The 22221-nt window shown below is 72.5% G+C and carries 17 protein-coding genes and 1 pseudogene; 3 read left to right on the plus strand and 15 right to left on the minus strand.

The annotated features are described in order from the left end of the window. The first annotated feature begins 108 nt into the window (after nt 1-108). Nucleotides 109-819, plus strand: a complete 711-nt coding sequence (locus JK364_RS40975; RefSeq protein ID WP_201856519.1) for a FadR/GntR family transcriptional regulator — start codon at nt 109-111, stop codon at nt 817-819. A gap of 87 nt (nt 820-906) precedes the next feature. Further along, entirely contained in the window at nt 907-2229 is a 1323-nt protein-coding gene (locus JK364_RS40980) for a CynX/NimT family MFS transporter (protein WP_201856520.1), read from the plus strand. 231 nt (nt 2230-2460) lie between these two features. Here JK364_RS40980 and JK364_RS40985 read toward each other — a convergent pair whose 3' ends face one another. The 8 genes from JK364_RS40985 to JK364_RS41020 form a co-directional block, all read right to left on the minus strand. Beyond that, on the minus strand, nt 2461-3189 hold the full coding sequence (locus JK364_RS40985; protein ID WP_201856521.1) for an ABC transporter permease subunit: 729 nt from the start codon (nt 3187-3189) through the stop codon (nt 2461-2463). Between the two features lie 15 nt (nt 3190-3204). After that, a complete protein-coding gene (locus tag JK364_RS40990) occupies nt 3205-4131 on the minus strand; it encodes an ABC transporter ATP-binding protein (RefSeq protein ID WP_201856522.1) in 927 nt (308 codons plus the stop codon). After that, nucleotides 4128-5048 (minus strand): ABC transporter permease, encoded by a 921-nt coding sequence (locus tag JK364_RS40995; protein ID WP_372462064.1) that lies wholly within the window; start codon nt 5046-5048, stop codon nt 4128-4130. Before JK364_RS40995 ends, JK364_RS40990 begins: the two co-directional genes overlap by 4 nt. Next, the gene (locus tag JK364_RS41000) at nt 5017-6084 is read right to left on the minus strand and encodes an ABC transporter ATP-binding protein (protein ID WP_201856524.1); all 1068 of its coding nucleotides are present in this window, start codon (nt 6082-6084) and stop codon (nt 5017-5019) included. Before JK364_RS41000 ends, JK364_RS40995 begins: the two co-directional genes overlap by 32 nt. Nucleotides 6085-6199: 115 nt before the next feature. Continuing rightward, the gene (locus tag JK364_RS41005) at nt 6200-6763 is read right to left on the minus strand and encodes a hypothetical protein (RefSeq protein WP_201856525.1); all 564 of its coding nucleotides are present in this window, start codon (nt 6761-6763) and stop codon (nt 6200-6202) included. Nucleotides 6764-6947: 184 nt separating this feature from the next. Continuing rightward, nucleotides 6948-7538: a PspA-associated protein PspAB gene (gene pspAB, locus JK364_RS41010; protein WP_201856526.1), complete on the minus strand. Its 591-nt coding sequence runs from the start codon at nt 7536-7538 to the stop codon at nt 6948-6950. 3 nt (nt 7539-7541) lie between these two features. Continuing rightward, nucleotides 7542-8450: a zinc metalloprotease HtpX gene (gene htpX / locus JK364_RS41015; RefSeq protein ID WP_201856527.1), complete on the minus strand. Its 909-nt coding sequence runs from the start codon at nt 8448-8450 to the stop codon at nt 7542-7544. Between the two features lie 145 nt (nt 8451-8595). Continuing rightward, nucleotides 8596-9504 carry an LLM class flavin-dependent oxidoreductase gene (locus JK364_RS41020; RefSeq protein ID WP_201856528.1) on the minus strand — a complete coding sequence of 303 codons (909 nt, stop codon included), beginning with the start codon at nt 9502-9504 and terminating at the stop codon, nt 8596-8598. A 199-nt stretch (nt 9505-9703) separates the two neighbouring features. Between JK364_RS41020 and JK364_RS41025 the strand changes: the two genes are divergently transcribed. Beyond that, complete coding sequence (locus JK364_RS41025; RefSeq protein ID WP_230993269.1) at nt 9704-10585, plus strand: Cof-type HAD-IIB family hydrolase; 882 nt, start codon at nt 9704-9706, stop codon at nt 10583-10585. An 86-nt stretch (nt 10586-10671) separates the two neighbouring features. Here JK364_RS41025 and JK364_RS41030 read toward each other — a convergent pair whose 3' ends face one another. From JK364_RS41030 to hisC, 7 genes and pseudogenes are all read right to left on the minus strand, one after another. Then, entirely contained in the window at nt 10672-11508 is an 837-nt protein-coding gene (locus tag JK364_RS41030) for a hypothetical protein (RefSeq protein WP_201856530.1), read from the minus strand. A 378-nt stretch (nt 11509-11886) separates the two neighbouring features. Continuing rightward, nucleotides 11887-13629: a GAF domain-containing sensor histidine kinase gene (locus JK364_RS41035; RefSeq protein WP_201856531.1), complete on the minus strand. Its 1743-nt coding sequence runs from the start codon at nt 13627-13629 to the stop codon at nt 11887-11889. A gap of 365 nt (nt 13630-13994) precedes the next feature. Next, nucleotides 13995-14090 (minus strand): annotated as a pseudogene (locus tag JK364_RS55960) (3-oxoacyl-ACP reductase); the annotation flags it as partial. Nucleotides 14091-14215: 125 nt separating this feature from the next. Then, entirely contained in the window at nt 14216-18181 is a 3966-nt protein-coding gene (gene cydD, locus JK364_RS41040) for a thiol reductant ABC exporter subunit CydD (RefSeq protein WP_201856532.1), read from the minus strand. Nucleotides 18182-18200: 19 nt separating this feature from the next. Continuing rightward, nucleotides 18201-19202: a cytochrome d ubiquinol oxidase subunit II gene (gene cydB / locus JK364_RS41045; protein ID WP_201856533.1), complete on the minus strand. Its 1002-nt coding sequence runs from the start codon at nt 19200-19202 to the stop codon at nt 18201-18203. 28 nt (nt 19203-19230) lie between these two features. Next, nucleotides 19231-20856 carry a cytochrome ubiquinol oxidase subunit I gene (locus JK364_RS41050; protein ID WP_201856534.1) on the minus strand — a complete coding sequence of 542 codons (1626 nt, stop codon included), beginning with the start codon at nt 20854-20856 and terminating at the stop codon, nt 19231-19233. Nucleotides 20857-21136: 280 nt separating this feature from the next. Beyond that, nucleotides 21137-22216, minus strand: a complete 1080-nt coding sequence (hisC, locus tag JK364_RS41055) for a histidinol-phosphate transaminase (RefSeq protein WP_307841535.1) — start codon at nt 22214-22216, stop codon at nt 21137-21139. Nucleotides 22217-22221: the final 5 nt, after the last annotated feature.

Here is a 22221-nt window from a genome sequence, read left to right on the forward strand (position 1 = left end):
GGCCTGGTGGGTGGGGTGATGCCCTGCCCGCCGGGCTCTTCGATGCCAAGTTGTAGGATGACTGGGCAACCGGGTGAATCGACGATCGATATGAGGGAGCCGAGAGGGATGGCGTTGCGGGCGGCGGGGCGGCGGTCGCTGGTCGACACCGTGGTGGAGCAGTTGCGCGCGCAGCTCACCGAGGGTGAGTGGCAGGTCGGGGACCGTGTGCCCACCGAACATGCCCTCGCCGAACAGCTCCAGGTCGGCCGGAACACGGTCCGCGAGGCGGTCCGCGTCCTCGTGCACGCGGGGATGCTGCGGTCCCGGCAGGGCGAGGGCACCTTCGTGGTCTCCACGACCGACCCTTCCGAGGTCATGCGGGATGTGCGGCGCGCCGGGATCCGGGATGTGCTGGAGCTGCGGATCGCGCTGGAGGCGGAGGGCGCGCGGCTGGCCGCGCTCCGGCACGGCCCCGCCGATCTGCGGCGGATGCGGGCGGCGCTGGAGTCGCTAGAGGCGTTCGAGCGGGACGGGGAGCGGCCCGCCGTCGGCCACCATGCGCTGCACGCCGCCCATGACCTCGAGTTCCACACCGCCGTGGTGGACGCCGCGCACAACGCCGCGCTGACCGCGACCTACGGCTGGTTCAGCAGCTCGGTGCGGGACTCACTGGTGGCCTCGCTCGGCGACCGCGAGGTGCCGAGCATCGTCCCCGCCGACCACCGTGCCCTGGTCGACGCGATCGCCTCCGGCGACCCGGCCGCCGCCGAGGCGGCGGCTCGGGCGCTGCTGGAGGCGCCGAAACGCGCCATCGAGGCGCTGCTCGCCACCGGCTGAGGCCCCTCTCGGCGGGGCTCATAGCGCCCGGCCGCCTCAACCTCTTCACTGCCGCCTCAACCTCATCACTACGGAACGGAGCTCTTCTTGCCACGCCCGCACACCCCCGGCCCCGAGGCCGAGCCCCTGCTCGTGGACGCCGAGACGGATCTGCGGCCGACCCCCGAGGTGGCCGCCGCGCGGCGTGCCCTGCGGGCCCACCCCGCGCTCCTCCTGATCGGCATCGTGCTGGCGTCGCTCAACATGCGGGCCGCGCTCGCCGGGGTTTCCCCGCTCCTCGGCGAGATCAGCGGCCACTTCGGGCTGTCCGCGACCACGGGCAGCCTGGTCACCACCATTCCGCTGGTCTTCATGGGTCTGGCCTCGCCCTTCGCGCCCCGGCTCGCCCGGCGCTGGGGCACCGAGGCGGTGCTGCTGAGCGCGCTGGTGCTGCTGATCGGCGGCATACTGCTGCGGGTGGCGCCGCCCATGCCGGCGCTCTTCGTCGGGGGCGCCCTCGTCGGCAGCGGGATCGCGTTCCTCAATGTGCTGATGCCGGGCCTGGTCAAGCGGGACTTCCCGCACCGGGCCGCCGGAATGACCGCGCTCTACACCACCTCGATGATCGGCGGGGCGACGGTCTCCGCCGCCTCCGCCGTGCCCCTGGAGAACGCGCTCGGCGGCTGGCGGGGTTCGCTCGCCTCCTGGTCGCTGCTGGCGGCGGTCGCGGCGCTGGTCTGGATACCGCAGACGGTGCTCGCGCGGCGCGGAACGCACCACGGTGAGCCCGCGGCGACGCCGGTAAGGACGACGCCGGTGAGGACGACGCCCGTAGGGACGACGCCGGACGCGGGGTCGCGGCTGGGCCGTTCCGCGCTGGCCTGGCAGGTCACGCTGTTCATGGGGTTGCAGTCGTCGATCGCGTACGTCTGCATCGCCTGGATGCCGACGATCTTCACCGATCACGGCATGAGCAAGAGCGCGGCCGGACTGGTGTTCGCGTTCAGCACGATGCTGCAGATGGTCGGTTCGTTCGTGGTGCCCACTCTCGCCGGGCGGATGCGCTCCCAGCGGACGCTGGCCGTCGCCGTCGCGGCGCTGATGGGCGCCGGTATCGCGGGCCTGCTGGTGGCTCCCGCCGCCGGGGCGTGGGTGTGGGCGGCGCTGATCGGCGTCGGCCAGGGCGGGGCCGTGGGGCTCGCGCTGACCATGATGGTGCTGCGGACCGGGGACGCCCACACCTCGGCGCGGCTGTCCGGCATGGCACAGACCTGGGGCTATCTGCTGGCCGCGGTGGGCCCGCTGGCGCTCGGCGTGGTGCACCAGACCACCGGCGGCTGGACGCTGCCGCTCACGCTGATGCTGGCGGTGTGCGGGGCGCTGGCGGTGCTGGGCCTGGGCGCGGGCCGCGACCGCAGGATCCGGGCCTGAGCGGCGGTCGACGCGGCCCCGGACACACGGGTGGCGGCGGCCGTCATCCCGACGACCGCCGCCACCGCGGAGACGATCTGAGGCCGCTCCGCCGTCCCGGCGCGATGGCGACCGTAAGGCGCGCATGAACCCCTGGGGCGAACCCTGGGCGAGCCCCTGAGCGCCGGGCGGCCGTCACCGCCGGACGGCCGTCACCTCGCGCGGGTGATCACTCCGTGTGTCACTCCGTGGTCACTCCTCCCCCGCGAGGGTCAGCGTGCGCAGCTTGCGGCCCGCGTACCAGGTCGCGGCCACGGTCACGACCAGCAGCAGGATGACGCCGGTCGCCAGGCCGACGTCCGACGTGATCACATCGCCGTCCGCGACCTTCTGCGCGAGCGCCAGCGCCCACTGCTGCACGCTGAGCTTGCGGGCCCCGGCCACCAGGCTGCCGAAGAAGGTCTCCCAGACCAGGGCGTAGACCAGCCCCGCGATCACCGCGTGCCGGGTCACGGTGCCCAGCAGCAGGAAGACCGCGCTGTAGGCGACCGAGGCCACGGCGGCGGCGACGGCGTAGCCGACGGCCAGCTGGTTCGCGTTGCCGTTCAGCACGAAGCCCGCGAGCAGGGTGGGGATCGCGGAGAAGGCGACCGTGACGCCGATCGCCACGATCAGCTTGGTGATGATGATCGTCGGCCGCTTCACCGGCTTGGCCAGCAGATAGATGACCGAGCCGTCGTCGATTTCCGGGCCGATCGCGCCCGTACCGGCGATCACGCCGATCAGCGGGACCATGGTGGCCATCGCGAAGCCGCCGAGGATCGCGTCGGCCGTGTGGTCGTCCGCGCCGGTCAGCAGCCGTACGGCCACCGAGATCAGCAGCAGCAGACCGGGGAGGGTGAAGAGAATCAGCGCACGGCGGCGACCGAGCAGGGCCCGGTAGGTGAGCCGCGCGACGGTGGGGTGGTAGAGCGAGGACATCGCTGTGGGCTCCTTTCAGGCCGCGACGAGGTAGGAGAAGACGCTCTCCAGGGACTCGTCGGAGGGCGAGACCGTGAGGAGTCGGATGCCCTGGTCACGGGCGACCCGGGGCAGCAGTTCGGTGAAGCGGGCGAAGTCCACCGCCTGGATGTGCAGCCCGCCGTCGACGCCGGTGCTCGCGTCGACCTCTATACCGGTGGTCGACGGGTCGGCGATCAGGGCGGCCGCGAGCGCGCGGTCGTCGCTGGACCGTACGAGGTAGCGGTGCGGACGGTCCGTCATCAGCCGGCGGATCTTGCGGAAGTCGCCGGAGGCGGCGTGCCGCCCCGCGACGATCACCTCGATGTGCGCCGCCAGCTGCTCGACCTCCTCGAGGATGTGTGAGGAGAACAGCACGGTGCGGCCCTCGGCGCCCATCCGCCGCAGCAGATCCATCAGCTGCATCCGCTGCCGGGGGTCCATGCCGTTGAACGGCTCGTCCAGGAGGAGCACCGACGGCTCGTGCACCAGCGCGGAGGCCATCTTCACGCGCTGGCGCATGCCCTTGCTGTACGTGGCGATCTTCCGGGAGCCCGCGTAGTCCATCTCGACGGTGTCGAGCGCCTTACGGGCGGCTCCACGCGGATCGGGCAGCCCGTGCAGTTCGGCGTTGGCGATCACGAACTCACGGCCGGTGAGGAAGTCGTACATCGCCTCCCGCTCGGGGACGATCCCGATGTGGCGGTACGCCTGCTCATTGCGCCAGATCGGGGTTCCGTCGAGGGTCACGGACCCGGTGGAGGGGGCCAGGAAGCCGCCCATCATGTTGATGAGGGTGGACTTGCCGGCGCCGTTGGGGCCGAGGAGCCCGGTGACACCGGGGCCGATGTCCATGGTCACGTCGTTGACGGCCACGACGTTCCCGAACCACCGGGAGACGTTGTCGATGGCGATCGTGGTCACAGGCCGACCTTTCGGTAGCGGCGCATCAGCAGCCCGTACGAGCCGGCGATCAGGCCGAGGAGAACGAGGACGTAGACGAGCCCGGTCCCGGTGCCGGGGCCGACTCCGCCGGGGAAGGAGGAGGTGGCACCGAGGAACGCCGTCTGCACCCCGTCGATGATGGTGATCGGCGAGAACAGCCCGATCCAGCTCACCGGGCCGGTGTTGCCCTGGTCCCAGGCGATGGCCTGGACGGCGGACACCGCGCCGTAGGAGATGGTCAGCAGGGCGATGACGGCGGCGACGCCGAAGCCGCGGCGCGGGGTGAGCGCGGCGACGACCAGGCTGATGCCGGCGAAGAGGAGCGAGAGCAGAGCCACGGAGACCAGTCCTTGTGCGAAGCCCTTCGTCTGATCGGCGAAGTCCAGCTTGGCGAGCAGTGCCCCGACGTAGAGGATCAGCAGGGGCGCGCCGGTGAGGATGAACAGCGCGGAGGCCATGGCGGCGAACTTGGCCACCACGTAGTCCATCGTTTCGATGGGCCGCGAGAAGTAGAGCGGGACCGTCTTGAAGCGGAGGTCCCGGGAGACGGACTGCGGCGCCTGGGAGGCGGTGTAGAGGCCGATGACGGCCTGCAGCATGATCGCGTAGCGGGTGTACTCGACGGTGAGCTTGTCCGCGCTGGTGGCGATGGCCACCGCGACGATGATCGCGGCGGGCATGCACATCACGGCGAACAGCAGCATCGGCGCGACCTTGGACTTGGCCGAGCGGCCGAGGCCGTAGGCGCCGCGCAGGCTCTGGGAGAAGAGCGAGCGGCGGGCGTAGGCGCGGCCGAGGCGCGGGCCCTCGTAGTGGCGGTAGCCGATGTTGTGAATGACGTCGGCGCGCTGCTGGGTCACGGTCTCAGGCGGCATCGACGGCACCTCCGTTCCCATGTGCGCTTGCGGCGGCGTTCGCGGCGTCCACGGCCTCCGCGGCGTTCGCGGCGTTCGCGTCCTCGTCGTCGGACCGGAAGATCTCCGCGATGCGGTGGCGGCGCTGCTCCATGCGGACCAGACCGAGGCCGAGGCCGGCGATGGTGTCGCGGACCGTGTCGTACGTCTCCTCGCCCGCGACGTCGACCAGCAGCACATGGTCGGAGCCGGGCGACCCGTCGGCGCCGCGGCCGGCCGGCTGGACGGTGAGCCCGGCCCGGTCGAGCGCGGTGCGCAGCGCCGTGGTGCCGTCCGGGTGGTCGGCGGTGTCGGTCACCTCGACCGCGAGCGAGGCCGTGGCCTGGGTGAAGTCACTGGTGGAGCTGGAGCGGAGCAGCTTGCCGCCGTCGATGACCACGACGTGGTCGCAGGTGCGCTCCAGCTCGCCGAGCAGATGCGAGGTGACCAGGACCGAGATGCCGAAGTCGGTGTGCACGCGGCGGATCAGCCCGAGCATGTCGTCGCGGCCGACCGGGTCCAGTCCGTTGGTCGGCTCGTCCAGCAGCACCAGGCGCGGGTCGTGCACCAGGGCCTGGGCCAGCTTGACCCGCTGCTTCATGCCCGTGGAGTAGCCGCCCATGGGGCGGTACCGCTCCTCGTACAGCCCTACGTGGCGCAGCGTGTCGGCCGTGCGCTCGCGGGCCGCGGAGGGTGGCAGCCCGGACATGCGCGCCATGTGGACGACGAACTCGGTGGCCGAGACATCGGGCGGCAGACAGTCGTGCTCGGGCATGTAGCCGACGCTTTCGCGGATGGCGCTGCCGTCCTTCGCCACATCGAGGCCGAGCACGGAAGCGCGGCCCTCGCTGGCGGGGGACAACCCGAGCAGGATCTTGATCAGCGTGGACTTACCGGCGCCGTTGGCACCCACCAGGCCGGTGACCCCTGGTGCGATGTCGACGGTCAGCCGGTCGAGCGCGGTGACGCGGGGGAACCGCTTGCTCAGACTTTCGGTGGCGATCACAGTCACGTGTTCGACGGTAGTGGTGTGAGACACAGGCGGCGTCACTCCATACGGTGGGATTCGCCTCGTCCTCGGGTCTGACGCGCCCGTAGGGGACAGGCCCCGACCGGCGGGGGTTACCGAGGGTATCCACAGCCGGTCCGGGGGCTTATGCCCGATGTGCCGCGGGGGCCGGCCGGGACCGCGCCCATCCTGGGTACCACGCGGTGAACAGGGCCGGAAGGACGAACCCGGCGAACTGCGCCGCCAGCGCCGCCGCCACGCCCAGACCGGCGGAGACGACCACGGCCATGGCTGCGGCGGAGAGGGTGAAGGCAATGGACCAGGTCCGGGTGATCACCACATTGATGTGCCGGAACGCGTAGGTGTCCCACACCTCGGGCGGTGCCTGGCGCCGGGCGATACCGGTGGTGAAGGGCCGCCCCACGGCGAGCGTCGTCCAAGCGGTGACGGCCAGCCAGCCCAGCGCCAGCGCGCCGACGTAGTCCTTGAGTCCACTGTCGGGGCGGGCGAAGGCGAAGATCGTCAGCACGGTGAAGAAGGCCACCGTGCTGCACTCGAGGATGAGGGCGTCGGTGGCCAGGCCCGCCCGACGGGCCCGGATCAGCATCGCGGCCCCCAGCACCAGCCCGGCCAGGGCGCCCCACTGCCAGCCCAGCGTGGACACGATCGCGAGGGCGATCCATGGCATGAATCCGCGCAAGTAACTCATTTGGCCCCACGTGCCCTGCGAGACCGGTCCTATGCCTGATGCGCTGCCCGGCCCGTGGATTCCCCTTCGGGGAGGGGGAGCTACGAAAGCACCCGGCCGGAGTCGGACCTTCCGGCCGGGAACGGGAACGCTCGTCTTCCGGCCGGGGACGGGAACGCTCGTCTTCCGGCCGGGGACGGGAACGTCAGAGGCCCGGTGCGCCCCAGACCGGGAACCAGCGGCTCAGGTCCTCCTCGATCCGCAGATCGTCCCCGAGCAGCGCCCGCATCTGGAGCTCCAGCGCGTTGTCCCGCTTCTCCGTGGCGCCCGGCAGCGGCGCGAAGGGGTAGAAGGTGCCGCGCTTGTAGAGGTACACCAGCGCGAGCGAACGCCCCTCCGGATCCTGGAAGCCGATCAGCGAGCACAGCAGCTGGGGGCCGAAGCCTCCGTCCTGGAGCAGCGAATTGACCGCGTGCAGATCGTTCACCAGCGAGGCCACATCGTCCGGCCGCTGCCGGGCCAGCAGCCAGGTGTAGCCGTACGCGTCCTGACTGAACTCCACGGGCACCCCGCCCCGGTCCGCGTCCGCGTCCGCGTCCAGCAGCTCCCGCACATCCCGCTGGAGCTGGGAGAAGGCGCCGCCCTCCACGCTCGCGAAGCAGACCGAGCCCCGCCCGGTCGGGGTGAACCCGGCCCCCGCCTCCAGGCTGACCGCGGCCCCCGGGAGCCCGAAGAGCCGGTCCAGGTCGGGGCGCACCGGTTTGCTGCGGCCCAGGATGGCGTCCAGCAGCCTCATGCCTCAGCCCCTTCCCGCCTGGCCCAGCTGGGTGGAGACGCGGGCGAGCTGGTCGAGCCGCCGCTCCAGCGTCGGATGCGAGGAGAACAGCCGGCTGACGCTCTCGCCGGAGAGCGCGGGCGCGAAGAAGAACGCGTTGTACGGCTCGACCTTGCGCAGGTCCCGGGTCGGGATCCGGGCCATCTGCCCCGTCACCTTGGTGAGCGCGGCGGCAAGCGCCGAGGGCCGCCCGGTCAGCAGCGCACCGGCGCGGTCGGCGGACAGCTCGCGGTAGCGGGACAGCAGCCGGGTCAGCAGGAAGCTGATCGCGTAGACCACGGCGCTGATCAGCGGGATGAGCAGCACCGCGATGCCCACGTTGTTGTTGCGGCTGCCACGGCTGAGCCCGCCCCACAGCGCCGCGCGGGTCATGATGCCCGCCAGCACGCCGAGGAAGGAGGCGATGGTCATGACCGCCACATCGCGGTGGGCCACATGCGACAGCTCATGGGCGAGCACGCCCTCCAGCTCCTCCGGCTCCAGCCGCCGCAGCAGGCCGGTGGTGGCGCACACCAGCGCGTTGCGCTGGTTGCGGCCGGTGGCGAAGGCGTTCGGCACATCGGTGTCGGCGATGGCCACCCGGGGCTTGGGCATGTCCGCGAGCGCGCACAGCCGGTCCACCGCACCGTGCAGCTCGGGGGCCTGCTGCGGGGTGACCTCCCGGGCGCCCATGCTGAACGCCGCGATCCGATCGCTGAACCAGAACTGCGCCACGAACAGCCCTCCCGCGATGATCACGATCAGCGGCCAGGCGCCCTTGAACACGGCGAGCAGCACGCCGATGAAGACCACATAGAGCAGCCCGATGAAGAACATGGTCGTGACCATGCGCGCGGTCAGCCCACGGTCCGGGGCATAGCGGGTATGCGGCATGAGATGCCTCCCCAGTGACGCGACGCCAAAGGCTCTATACCCGATTCTGCCGCTTATCGGGCGATCCGCGCCGTGCGCGGTCGCCCTTTATCCGGCTTATTCGCGTCATTCGCCTTGTTCAGCCCCATGCGGCGAGCTGTACCGCTTACCGCGCTATCTGGGCCGCGCCCTCCGTGGCGATCTTCTCGAAGACCCCGAGATCGGCCGCGAAGATCGAATCGGGGATCGGCCAGTGCAGCACGATCTCCTCGATGCCCAGCTCGGCATGGCGTCCGGCGAAGTCCACAAACGCGTCCACCGAGCTCAGCGGCCCTGTGCCATCCGGGGTGAAGCCGGTGAGAAAGATCTTGTCGAGGTCGCCGGCGTCCCGCCCGGCCTCCGCGCACGCCTTGCCCAGCCGGTCGATCTGGCCGCCGATGGCGGCCAGCGAATCGGCCGGGGTGCCCGTCTCGGAGGTCTTCGGATCGCCCGTGGTGACCCACGCCTGGCCGTACCGCGCCGCGAGCCGCAGCCCGCGCGGACCGGTGGCGGCCACCGCGAACGGCAGCCGCGGCCGCTGCACACAGCCGGGGATGTCGCGCGCCTCGTACGCGCTGTAGTGCGTGCCCTCGTACGTCACCACGTCGTGCGTCAGCAGCCGGTCGAGCAGCTCGACGAACTCGCCGAACCGGTCCGCCCGCTCCCTGGGCGACCACGGCTCCTCGCCGCCGCGCAGCAGCGTCGTCGCGTCGAAGCCGGAGCCGCCCGCGCCGATGCCGAGCGTGATCCGCCCGCCGGACACGTCGTCCAGCGTGATCAGCTCCTTGGCCAGCGTCACCGGATGCCGGAAGTTCGGGGAGGTGACGAGGGTGCCCAGGCGCAGCCGCGAGGTCGCCGCGGCGGCCGCCGTCAGCGTGGGGACCGCCCCGAACCAGGGGCCGTCGCGGAAGCTGCGCCAGGACAGGTGGTCATAGGTGTACGCGGCGTGGAAACCCAGCTCCTCGGCGCGCTGCCATGTCGTCCGGCCGCCCTCGGACCAGCGGTGGATGGGCAGGATCACGGTGCTCACTCGCATACCGCGAGCCTAAGCGGTGGGTGTGACAACGCCGCACCGAGGCGTACGAGACGTACCGCGCCGAGCCGAGCCGCACCGAGCCGTACGAGACGCACCGAGCCGTACGAGACGTACCGAGCCGAGCCGCACCGACGAGAAGCCCGCTCGAGCAGGCCCACCCGAACACGTGCACTCACCGCTGAGTGGCATATGCGGGAGGATGGTTGCCGTGACTCCTGCGACCGACCGGCCGAACACCCCGGCCCCAGAGCGTTTCCGCCCCGCCCCGGCCCGGCCCCGGCTGATCGCCACCGACCTCGACGGCACCCTGCTGCGGGACGACAAGACGGTCTCCGACCGCACCGTGGCGGCGCTCGCGGCGGCCGAGCGGGCGGGCATCGAGGTGTTCTTCGTCACCGGCCGCCCGGCCCGCTGGATGGACGTCGTCAGCGCCCATGTGCACGGCCACGGCCTGGCGATCTGCGCCAACGGCGCCGCCGTCGTCGATCTGCACCAGGGCGGGCTGCCGGTCGAGGTCCGCCCGCTCGCCACCGACCGGGCCCTCGCCATCGTGGAGGCGCTCCGCGAGGCCGCCCCCGGCACGTCCTTCGCGGTCGAGCGCAGCGGCGGGATCTTCTACGAACCGCGGTACCCGCCCTTCCACCTCGACCCGGGCGCGATCGTCGCCCCCGCCGAGAAGCTGCTCCACGACGGATTCGCGCACGCCGACATGCCGGTCCTCAAACTGCTCGCCCACCACCCCGAACTGGCGCCCGACGACTTCCTCCAGCTGGCCCGCTCGGTGGCCGGGGCCCACGGCGACTTCACCCGCTCCAGCCCGTCCGCCCTGCTGGAGGTCAGCGGTCTCGGGGTCAGCAAGGCCAGCACCCTGGCCCGGTGCTGTGCCGAGCGCGGGATCTCGGCCGCGGAGGTCGTGGCGTTCGGGGACATGCCCAACGACCTGGAGATGCTGATGTGGGCGGGCACCTCGTACGCGATGGCCAACGCCCACCCGGATGTGCTCGCCGCGACCACCCACCGCACGGGCGCCAACACCGAGGACGGCGTCGCCGCCGTCATCGAGCGCATGCTGTCGCGGTGAGCGGACCGGCACCGTCCCCGGCCGCGCGGCCGGGGACGGTGCTCCTGACCGGATTCACCAGAAACCGGGTTTACCAGAAACCGGATTTACCAGAAGACGACGAGGTAGCCGTTGCCGCCCGCGGTGCCGTTGCCGCCCGTGCCGCCCGCGGAGCCGCTGACGCCGGCGGCGCCGCCGCCACCACCGTTGCCACCCGCGCTGCTGTTCGTCGAGGGCAGCTGGACGATGCCGTCGACCGCGTCGCCGCCCTCGCCGCCGCCCAGGACGCCGGACTCGCCGTTCTCACCGGTCCGGTTGACCGCGTAGACGCTGCTGCAGCTGCTGCCGGTGCCGCCGGTCCCGCCGGTGCCCGGAGTACCCGGGGCGGTCGTGGCGCCACCACCGCCACCGCCGTGGCTACCGCCCGTGGCGGTGAGCTCGGTCCCGCTGATGGAGGCCAGGGTCGTCGAGCTGCCGTTCCCGCCGGCCGTACCCGCGGTACCGGTCGCGACACCACCGGGACCACCGGTACCGGCGGTGCCGCCGGTACCCAGGTCCACCGTGTAGGTGGCGAACGGAACGACCGGGATGACGCACCACGTGAAGCCGCCGGAGCCGCCGCCACCGCCGGGTCCGCCCACGTTGCTGCTGCTGCCGCCACCACCGCCGCCACCGCCACCGCCGGCGCCCCATGCCTGGATGTGCACCGAGGTGACCCCCGGAGGCGGCGTGAAGGTGCCGTCCGCGGTGAACTCCTGCACCCCGTGGAGAACGGTCGGCGGCTTGGGCGGCTTGGGACGGCCGTACCCGGCCGGGTCATCCGCCGAGGCGGCGGGCGACATGGTCAGCAGCTGGCTGGACAGAGCCGCCGCCGTCGCGACGGAGGCGAAGAGGACCCGGCGGCGCGTCCGGGAACGATGAGGAGTAGGGCTCTGGCTGTTCACGTCATGACTTCCTTCCCCGCGTATGGCCAAGCTGCCGCGGAGTGCGAAGGGATACGAAGGACCGAGCGGCCCGCGAGCCTCATCTCACCCACGGTTCAAGCGATCCGCATCCTGACAAGCCGATAGTTGGACCGCGTAGGTGAGCCGTTGACCCGGGTGGGCGACAACTCCCGCCCCACGACGCAGTCTCACCGGCCAACACGCCAGGCCCTTGGCCCGGCCATCGGTCGGTCAGTGCCCGCCCAGACCTCCGGCCCGGTAGCGGCCCCTCAGATACCTTCGCTCGGCGAAAGCACCCAGGCCCCCACCCGGCCGGCGGCCGTGACGCCCCCGGCCCGACAGCGGCGCCTCAGGAGAACCCCACCGGGCAGCAGCGCCTCAGGCGTCCTCGCTCGGCAGGGGTGCCTCCCACACCACTGCCGTGCCGCGGCCGTCCTCCCCGAGGCCGGGGCCGAAGGTGCTCGATCCGCCCAGTGCCTCGGCCCGCCGCGCCAGGTTGGCCAGGCCGCTGCGCCGGCCGTCCGCGGGCACGCCCACCCCGTCGTCCGCGACCGTCAGCCGGACCGCCGGCCGGCCGTCCGCGAGCCGGGCGGTGGCGTCCACGACCACCTCGATCCGCTCCGCCCGGGCATGCCGGAACGCGTTGGACAGCGACTCGCGCAGTGCCGCGACGAGATGGGCGCCGGTCACCGACACGATCAGGTCGTCCACCGGGCCCACGAAGGTCAGCGACGGCTGGAAGCCCAGCGGCACGGCGGCCGCCCTGACCTCCCGCAGTACCCGGCCGCGCAGCCCGGGCGGCGTCTCCGGCGGGGTCTGCTGCAACGCGAAGACCGCCGTCCGTACCTCCTGGATGGTGGCGCCCAGCTCCTCGACGGCCCGCTCGATCCGCTCCCGTACCTCCGGCACGTCCGACCGGCGCTCCGCGCTCTCCAGCAGCATCCCGGTCGCGAAGAGCCGCTGGACGACGAGGTCGTGGAGATCGCGGGCGATCCGGTCGCGCTCCTCGAGGACCGCGAGCCGCTCCCGGTCGCGCTGCGCCTCGGCGAGCACCAGCGCGACCGCCGCCTGCGCCGCGAACTGGGCGGCCAGGGTGCGCTCGGTCGCGGTGAACGGGTCGGCGTCGCGCTCCCGCGCGGTGGCCAGTACGCCGAGCACCCGGTCCCCGCTGCTCAGCGGCACCATCATGCTCGGCCCGTAGCGCCCGGGGACGCCGGTGCCGAACAGCGGGTCGGCGGCCGGGTCCTCGATGAGCACCGGCTGCCCGGCCAGCAGTCTCGGAACGGCCGGGGAACGGGCCGGAAGCACCGCGCCCAGCAGCCCGGACCGCTCATCGGCGGCCACCGCCACGGCCTTCAGCCCATCACCGCCGTCCTCCGGCAGCAGCACGATGCCCACCGCCGCGTCCGCGAGCTCCCGGGCCTTCTCGGCGACCACGGCCGGTCCGTCCCCGGCCCCGCCGGACAGCACCGCCTGGGTCACGGCCACCGACCCCTCGATCCAGCGCTCGCGCTGCCGGGTGGCCCCCTGGACACGGGTGTGGCCGATGGCGATCCCCGCCTCGGTCGCCAGCACCTCGACCAGATGCCGGTCGGAGTCGGTGAACGGACCGCCATCCCGCTTCTCGGCGAGACAGAGGACGCCGAAGATCTCCTCACCGACGCGCAGTGGAACGGTGAGATACGGGCCTGGTGGCTGACACGGGCCCGGCGGTTGGGACGGGCGCGACGGCTGGGACGGGCCCGACGGCTGGGACGGGCCCGACGGCTCGGCGGGCGAGGGCGGTCCGGCGCGGCGTGCGTCGGCGAGCAGCTCCGCGCACCGCTCCCGGTCGGCCTCTGTCATGCCGTACATGACCACATCGGCCAGGCCCTGGCCGGCGGCGGCGCCGCCTTCGGCGTGGTGCACCCCGAGCGCGGCGCGGCGGGCGCCGACCAGCTCGGCCGCGGTACGGACGATCCGGTCGAGGACGGTGTGCGCGTCCGGCCCCGTGCCGAGCGAGCGCATCGCCTCCAGCAGCCGCGGCAGCCGCGCCGTGAGCTCGGTGGACAGCCCCCGCAGACCGCGGGTCGCCTCCGCGGCCACATCCAGGGGATCGGGGGAGGGGGCAGCGGCCGCCATGCGTCGAGCCTAATGAATGCCGCAGGTAAACGCCCTGTTGTCGGCGCTGGGCACCGCTTCCGCCGCCTCGGGCGTGCCGTAGGGCGGCCCACACGGGCCCAGGTCAACCCATGCGGCAGCTCATGCCCCTGCCCGGCCGCGCGCCTGTGGCACCGGCGGCAGACGCCGCGGGCCCCGCGCGTCCGGTGCCGGGGGGGGAGCCTCCCAGCGGCGCCGGGGCGCGCATGCCAGGCGTCGCGGGCCCCGCGAAGATCCGCCGGACAGCCCTTACGGAGTGTCCGGCGGACCACGCGGCGAAGGCTTCGCCCCCGGACCCCGGACCCCGGGGTCCGGGATCCGGGATCCGGGGTCCGGGGCAGAGCCGTGATGATCCGTCCGCCCCGGGGATCCTGGTCCCGCATCAGCCGGAACGCCGCCTGTGCGCACAGGAACGCCCCCGTGAGGTTGGTGTCCACGACTGCCCCGGACCCCGGGGTCTGGGGCGGAGCCCCAGTTGAGGGAAGGGGCGGGGAGGGGAGCAGCCCGCCGCAGGCGCCACGACCCGCCGGACAGGCCCTCACCCACTCACCCACACCCGGCTACCCGGCTACCCGGCGCCCACCAGGACTCCACCCTCCACCGCCTCGCGCTCCAGCATCCGGCGGAATCGGCCCTCGGCCGAGGCCAGTTCCGCGTACGTCCCGCGCTGGACGGCGCGGCCGCCGTCGAGGACGATCACCTCGTCCACCGCGTCCAGGCCCGCCAGCCGGTGAGTGATCAGGACAGTGGTGCGCCCCTGGGTCGCCGACAGCAGGTCGGCCGTCAGGGCGTCGGCCGTGGGCAGGTCCAGGTGCTCGGCGGGCTCGTCCAGGACCAGCACCGGGAAGTCCGCCAGCAGCGCGCGGGCCAGCGCCAGCCGCTGCCGCTGACCGCCGGAGAGCCGTGCGCCCTGCTCGCCGACGAGCGTGTCCAGGCCGTCCGGCAGCCCGTCCACCCAGTCCAGCAGCCGGGCCGCGGCCAGTGCCGCGCGCAGCTCGTCATCGCTCGCGCCGGGGCGCGCCAGCCGCAGGTTCTCGCGCAGCGAGCTGTCGAACACATGGGCGTCCTGGGCGCAGAGGCCCACCAGCCGCCGCACCGCGTCCCCGTCCAGGGCGGCGGCGTTCCGGTCCGCCAGGGTGTACGTGCCGCCCTCGGTGTCCAGGAAGCGGAGCAGCACTTGGGCGAGGGTGGTCTTGCCCGCCCCCGACGGGCCGACGACCGCGACCCGGCGGCCCGGGCGCAGCTCCAGCCCGAACCCGTCCAGGGCGGGGACGGACTGCCCGGGGTGGCGGGCGGTGATCCCGCGCAGCACCAGCGGATACGGCGCACTCGGCGCCTCCTCAAGCCCCGCCTCCTCACGCCCCGCCTCCTCGGGCTCGCGCACCGGAAGCGGCTCGTCCAGCACCTCGTACACCCGCTCCGCGGCCCGCCGCACCCGCTGCCGGTGCTGCACCGCGAGCGGCAGCCCCGCGACGGCCTCGAAGGCGGCGAGCGGGGTCAGCACCACGACCGCCAGCCACACCCCGTGGATCCGGCCGTCCGCCACGGCCGGGACCCCGACCCACGCCGCGGCCGCCACGGTCAGCCCGCAGACCAGCGCGGACAGCCCGGCGCCCGTACCGGCGGCGGCCGCCGTCCGCCGGGCGATCCGGGTGAGCACCCCGTCGGCCCGGCGCACGGCGTCCAACCGCCGTGGCAGCGCGCCCGCGACGGTCAACTCGGCCGTCCCCGCGAGCAGATCCACGACCTGCGCCGACAGGGCACCGCGCGCCGGTGCCAGCCGCCGCTCCGCGCGCCGCGCGAGCGCCCCGGACACGGCGGGCACCACAACCCCCGCCACCAGCAGCCCCGCCGCCAGCACGGCCCCGGCCTCGGGCAGCACCCAGGTGAGGAAGCCCACCGAGGCCGCGCCGACGGTCAGCGCGGTGCCGACGGGCAGCAGCCAGCGCAGGAAGTAGTCCTGGACGGTGTCCACATCGGCCACCAGCCGGGAGAGCAGATCGCCGCGGCGCGTCCGGCCGAGCCCGGCGGGCGCCAGCCGCTCCAGCCTCCGGTAGACGGCGACCCGCAGCTCGGCCAGCACCCTCAGCACGGCGTCGTGCGAGACCAGGCGCTCGGCGTAGCGGAAGACGGCCCGGCCGATCCCGAACGCCCGGGTCGCGGTGACCGCCACCATCAGATAGAGCACGGGCGGCTGCTGCGCGGCCCGCGAGATCAGCCACCCGGAGACGGCCATCAGCCCGACCGCGCTCAGCAGGGCGAGGCTCCCGAGCGACAACGCCAGCCCAAACCGCCCCCGCCCCCCACGCGCGGCCGCCCGCACCCGCGCCAAAGCACCCCGGCGGGGACGCGTGGCCGAACCGTGCGACGCGGCCAGGCCGTGGGACGCGCTCACGGCGTCCGGCACAACGGAGCCATCCGGCGTGGCCAGGCCCGTACCGTCCGGCCCACGCCGCGCAGCGTCCGGCCGCCCACCGGGTCCGTCGTCCGCCATCAGCTCGTGCGCGGCCGCGGACGTCCGCCCCATACCCGCAGTCGCCTCCGGCGTGGACTCGCGCGCCCCTGCGCGCGGGCGCCCGGCCGCGCGCGCGGCATCCACCACCGACCCGGGCCGATCCGCGGACAGCGGGGACAGCCCACCAGAATCGGCAACCCCGGAGCCCGGCCGCGCCTCCGCGCCCGCGTCCGGCGCGGACACGCTCGCCTCGGCACCCGGATCCGCGTCCGCACACGCGACGGACCGGCGGACGCCGTCCCCGCGAGAGGCGGACCGTAGAGCGACGGTCGGCCCCGGGCGGACGCCGCCCGCCGCCGACGCGCGCTCAACCGCGGACAGCGAGGACAACCCACCAGAACCAGCACCCCCGGGCCCCCGGCCCGAACCCGGCCCCGAACCCGGCCCCGGCAAACGCAGCACCCGGTCCGCCAGCGGCAGCAGTGCCGGGCGGTGGACGACCAGGAGGACCGTGCGGCCCTCGGCGAGCCGGCGTACCGCCTCGACGACAGACGCCTCCGTCTCGCCGTCCAGGTTCGCCGTCGGCTCGTCCAGGAGCAGCACCGGGCGGTCGGCCAGGAAGGCGCGGGCCAGGGCGATCCGTTGGCGTTGGCCCGCGGAGAGTCCGGCGCCCATCTCACCCAGCCGGGTCTCGATGCCGTCCGGCAGCGCGGAGACGAAACGCAGCGCGTCCGCGTCGCGCAGGGCGGCTCGTACCCCCTCGTCGTCGGCGTCCGGCCGGGCCAGCCGGACGTTCTCCGCGATCGTCCCGGCGAAGAGGTACGGGCGCTGGGGCACCCAGGCGATCTGGCGCCGCCAGCTCTCCGGGTCCAGGGAGGCCAGGTCCCGGCCCCCGATCAGCACCCGGCCCTCGTGCGGTGCCGCGAAGCCCAGCACGGCGTTCAGCAGGGTCGACTTCCCGGCGCCACTGGGGCCCACGACGGCGACCGTCTCCCCCGGGCGGATCTCGCACGAGGTCCGGGCGAGGGACGGTTCGGTGCGCCCGGGGTGGCGGACCATCAGCCCGTCCAGCGCCAGCACGACGTCCCGGGCGTCGGGGGCGGGCGAGCCGCCCGCCCCCGAGGGCTCGCGCTCCAGCACCGCGAAGACCTCGTCCGCCGCCGTCAGCCCCTCCGCCGCCGCGTGGTACTGCGCGCCCACCTGCCGCAGCGGCAGATACGCCTCGGGGGCGAGCACCAGCACCACCAGTCCGGTGAAGAGGTCCATCTCGCCGTGCACCAGCCGCATTCCGATGTCGACCGCGACCAGTGCGACCGACACCGTGGAGAGCAGTTCCAGGGCCAGGGAGGACAGAAAGGCCAGCCGGAGCGTCTTGAGCGTGGCCCGCCGGTAGTCGGCCGTGATCGCACGGATCGATGCGGCCTGGGCCTTGGCCCGGCCGAAGACCTTGAGGGTGGGCAGCCCGGCCACGACATCGAGGAAGTGCCCGGACAGCCGGGACAGCAGCCGCCACTGGCGGTCCATCCGGGACTGGGTGGCCCAGCCGATGAGCATCATGAACAGCGGAATCAGCGGCAGCGTGGCGACGATGATCAGCGCGGAGATCCAGTCCGCGGTGACGATCCGGGCGAGCACCGCCACCGGCACCACCACGGCCAGCCCCAACTGGGGCAGATAGCGCGCGAAGTAGTCGTCCAGCGCGTCGATGCCCCGGGTGGCGAGGGTGGTGAGTTCGCCGGTCCGCTGGGAGTCCAGCCAGCTCGGCCCCAGCCGTACGGCCCGCTCCAGCAGCCGCAGCCGCAGCTCCGACTTGACCGCCGCACCGGCTCGATGGGCGGCCAGCTCGGTCAGCCAGGAGACGATCGCCCGGCCGGCGGCGACCAGCGCCAGCAGCCCCAGCGGAAGCGTCAGCGCCGTCACTCCGTCGCCCCGCTGGAAGGCGCCCACCACGATCTCGGCGATCAGCATCGCCTGCGCGATGACCAGTCCCGCTCCGGCCAGACCCAGCGCCACGGAGGCGGCGAGGAAGAAGCGGGTGGCCCGTGCGTACCGCAGCAGTCGGGGGTCGATTGGTTTCACGTGAAACACCGCACCCGCGTCAGTGGGCGGCGGGGATGTGCCGGGTACCGATGCGCTTACGGAAGACCCAGTACGTCCACGCCTGGTAGGCCATGATCAGCGGCATCATGATGACGCCGACCCACGTCATGATCTTGAGCGGGTAGGGGCTGGAGGCAGCGTTCGCCGCCGTCAGGCTCCACGCCGGATCCAGCGAGGAGGGCATGACGTCGGGAAAGAGCGCCAGGAAGAGCATCGCGACGGCCGCCGCGACGGCCACCCCGGACAGCCCGAACGCCCATCCCTCACGCCCCCGCTGGTTCATGATCAGCGCTGCGGCCAGGGCCAGAACGGCGATGACGGCCGCGACCAGGCTCCGGGCGTTCCCGCTGTCGCCCTGCGTCCAGCCGAGGAACGGCACCGCGACCACGACGGTGGCCAGACCGAGCCGGGCCGCGCACCGCCGCGCCCTGGTCCGGATGTCCCCGTCCGTCTTGAGCGCGGCGAAGACGGCGCCGTGGAAGGTGAACAGCACCAGCGTGACCGCCCCGCCCAGCAGGGCGTACGGCGTGATCAGGTCCGACAGACCGCCCGCGTAGTTCCCGTCCCGGCCGATCGGTACCCCGTGCACCAGATTGGCGAAGATCGCTCCCCAGAGGAACGCGGGCAGCAGCGAGCACCAGAAGATCGCATGCTCCCAGTTGCGCTGCCAGCGGTCCTCGGGGCGCTTGTGCCGGTACTCGAAGGCGACACCGCGCAGGATGAGGCAGACCAGGATGGCCAGCAGCGGCAGATAGAAGCCGCTGAAGAGCGTCGCGTACCAGTCGGGGAAGGCGGCGAAGGTGGCCCCGGCCGCCGTGATCAGCCAGACCTCGTTGCCGTCCCACACCGGCCCGATCGTGTTGATCAGGACCCTGCGCTCGGTGCGGTCGCGGGCGAGCAGCTTGGTCAGCACGCCGATGCCGAAGTCGAAGCCCTCCAGGAAGAAGTAGCCCGTCCACAGGAAGGCGATCAGCAGGAACCAGAAGTCGTGAAGGTGCATGATTCTCTCCGGTGATCCTCTACGGCCGTCAGTACGCGAAGGTCAGCGGCTTGTCGGCGTCCTCGTCCTCGGCGGAGGCCCCGCCGTCCGGACCGCCAGGACCCCCCGGACCGCCCCGGCCCCCCGGGCCGCTCGAGGGCAGCCGCAGCTTCGGGTCCTTGGCGGGCGGCTTCTCGTCGATGTCCGGTCCGGCCTTGGCGTACTTGGTCAGCAGCCGCACCTCGATCACCGCGAGCACCCCGTACAGCAGCGTGAAGACACCGAGCGAGATCAGCACCTCGGTCTGGCTGACGCCGGGGGAGACCGCGTCGGCGGTCTTCATCAGTCCGTAGACCGCCCAGGGCTGCCGGCCCATCTCGGTGAAGATCCAGCCGAAGGAGTTGGCGATCAGCGGAAAGCCCATCGTGAGGATGCCGATCCGCCAGGACCAGGTGGACAGCAGCGGGCCCATCTCACGCTTCTTGGTGAGCATGAGCCGGGGCACCTCGTCCTCGCCGGTGCGGAACGCGAGCGCCAGCCACCGCTTGCGGCGGGTCGTCCACAGCCCGATCAGACCGGCGACGAACGAGGTCATCCCGAAGCCGATCATCAGCCGGAAGCCCCAGAAGGTCATGAAGATGCTGGGGATGTAGTCATCGGGCTGACCGCCGTAGGCGTCGGCCTCCCGCTGGGCGATGTCGTTGATACCGGGGACGGAGTCGGTGAAGTTGCTGTGCGCCAGGAAGGAGAGCACCCCGGGGACCTCCAGCTCGACGCTGTTGTGCCCCTTGCTGACATCGCCGACGGCGAAGACCGAGAAGGGCGCGGGCGCCTGGGTTTCCCAGAGGGCCTCGGCCGCCGCCATCTTCATCGGCTGCTGCTCGAACATCACCTTGCCGAGCTGGTCACCGCTGATCGCCGTGCCGAGCCCCGCGATGACCGCGACGACCAGGCCCACCCGCAGCGAGGCCCGCATCGCCCCGATCTGCTTCTTGCGCCGCTCGCCCAGCTCCTCGCCGCGCTCCCGGCGGCGCTTGGCCCGCAGCAGATGGAAGGAGGAGATCCCGATGATGAAGGCGGCGCCGGTGAGGAAGGCCGCGGTCAGCGTGTGGAAGACCACGACCAGGGTGGTGTTCTGGGTCAGTACCGCCCAGATGTCGGTGAGCTGGGCCTTTCCGGTGGCCTTGTCGATCGTGTAGCCGGTCGGGTGCTGCATCCAGGAGTTGGCGGCCAGGATGAAGTACGACGAGAGGATCGTGCCGAGCGAGACGATCCAGATGCAGGCACAGTGGATCTTCTTGGGCAGCTTGTCCCAGCCGAAGATCCACAGACCTATGAAGGTGGATTCGAAGAAGAAGGCCAGCAGGGCCTCCATCGCGAGCGGGGCGCCGAAGACATCACCGACGAAGCGGGAGTAGTCCGACCAGTTCATGCCGAACTGGAACTCCTGCACGATGCCGGTGACCACACCCATCGCGATGTTGATCAGGAAGAGCTTCCCCCAGAACTTGGTGGCATGGAAGTACTTCTCCTTGCCGGTGCGGACCCAGGCGGTCTCCAGACCCGCCGTGATCGCGGCGAGAGAGATCGTCAGCGGCACGAAGAGGAAGTGGTAGACCGTCGTGATGCCGAACTGCCATCGGGCCAGAGTCTCCGGCGCCAGAGCCAGATTCACCTGAATCTCTCCTTACGGTCGTGCCTGCCCGCGGAGCGAGCTTGTGAACGTATTCACATTCACAAGCAATGATACGCACACGGCTTCGCCCCCTCCCACCGGGGGTGGTAGGGGGCGAATGGGACACGTATGGGTATGCTGCGCACCCCTCGGAAGGGCCGTTGGGCCCCTTGCGAGGCCCTTGCCAATGGCCCTCGACGGCTCCGAAAGACGGCGTCTCGCCCCGCGGCCGTTCCGCGCGGTGGCCGGACCCGCCGGGGCGGCGGCCGGCCCGCCCGGCTCAGAGCTCCTTGCGGTACGCCTCCGCCGTCCGCAGGAAGATCTCGTTCGCCTCGCGCTCGCCGATGGTCACCCGCACCCCCTCACCCGGGAACGGACGGATCACCACGCCCGCCGCCTCGCACACCTTCGCAAAGTCGGCCGTGCGCTCCCCCAGCCGCAGCCAGACGAAGTTCGCCTGGGAGTCCGCGACCGTCCACCCCTGGGCGGTCAGCGCCTCCCACACCCGGCCCCGCTCGGTGACCAGCGCGTCCACCCGCTCCCGCAGCGCGTCCTCGCTGCGCAGCGAGGCCACCGCCGCGTCCTGGGCGAGCTGGCTGACGCCGAACGGCACCGCGGTCTTGCGCAGCGCCGCCGCCACCGGCTCATGGGCGATCGCGAAGCCGACCCGCAGCCCGGCCAAGCCGTACGCCTTGGAGAAGGTGCGCAGCACACACACATTCGGCCGGTCCCGGTAGAGATCGATCCCGTTGGGGACCCGCTCGTCCCGGATGAACTCGATGTACGCCTCGTCCAGCACCACCAGCACATCGGACGGCACCCGCTCCAGGAACCGCTCCAGCTCCGCCCGGCGCACCACGGTGCTGGTCGGGTTGTTGGGGTTACAGACGAAAATCAGCCGGGTGCGGTCGGTGATGGCGTCCGCCATCGCCTCCAGGTCGTGCTCCTCGGCATCGTTCAGCGGGACCCGCACCGACGTCGCCCCGGCGATCTGAGTGATGATCGGATATGCCTCGAAGGACCGCCAGGCGTAGATCACCTCATCGCCCGGCCCCGCCGTGGACTGGACCAGCTGCTGGGCCACGCCGACCGAGCCGGTCCCGGTGGCCAGATGCTCCAGCGGTACGTCGAAGCGGCTCGCCAGCTCGGCGATCAGCTCGGTGCAGGCGAGGTCCGGGTAGCGGTTGAAGGAGGCGGCAGCGTTCGCGGCGGTCTCCAGCACCCCGGCCAGCGGCGGATAGGGGTTCTCGTTGGAGGAGAGCTTGAAGGCCAGGGGGCCGCCCGCGGCGGCCGGCTTACCGGGCTTGTACGTCGGAATGCCGTCCAGCTCGGCGCGCAGCTTGGGGCTCTTCTCGGTCACCGACA

Source organism: Streptomyces endocoffeicus (assembly GCF_016741935.1).
Lineage (GTDB): Bacteria > Actinomycetota > Actinomycetes > Streptomycetales > Streptomycetaceae > Streptomyces > Streptomyces endocoffeicus.

Coding starts and splice junctions, on each gene's coding strand:
- JK364_RS41020 (WP_201856528.1), bottom strand. CDS start 9,504: ATGCGAGTGAGCACCGTGATCCTGCCCATCCACCGCTGGTCCGAGGGC.
- JK364_RS41005 (WP_201856525.1), bottom strand. CDS start 6,763: ATGAGTTACTTGCGCGGATTCATGCCATGGATCGCCCTCGCGATCGTG.
- JK364_RS40975 (WP_201856519.1), top strand. CDS start 109: ATGGCGTTGCGGGCGGCGGGGCGGCGGTCGCTGGTCGACACCGTGGTG.
- JK364_RS41035 (WP_201856531.1), bottom strand. CDS start 13,629: ATGGCGGCCGCTGCCCCCTCCCCCGATCCCCTGGATGTGGCCGCGGAG.
- cydB (WP_201856533.1), bottom strand. CDS start 19,202: ATGCACCTTCACGACTTCTGGTTCCTGCTGATCGCCTTCCTGTGGACG.
- JK364_RS40985 (WP_201856521.1), bottom strand. CDS start 3,189: ATGTCCTCGCTCTACCACCCCACCGTCGCGCGGCTCACCTACCGGGCC.
- JK364_RS40995 (WP_372462064.1), bottom strand. CDS start 5,048: ATGGGAACGGAGGTGCCGTCGATGCCGCCTGAGACCGTGACCCAGCAG.
- htpX (WP_201856527.1), bottom strand. CDS start 8,450: ATGCCGCATACCCGCTATGCCCCGGACCGTGGGCTGACCGCGCGCATG.
- JK364_RS41025 (WP_230993269.1), top strand. CDS start 9,704: ATGGTTGCCGTGACTCCTGCGACCGACCGGCCGAACACCCCGGCCCCA.
- pspAB (WP_201856526.1), bottom strand. CDS start 7,538: ATGAGGCTGCTGGACGCCATCCTGGGCCGCAGCAAACCGGTGCGCCCC.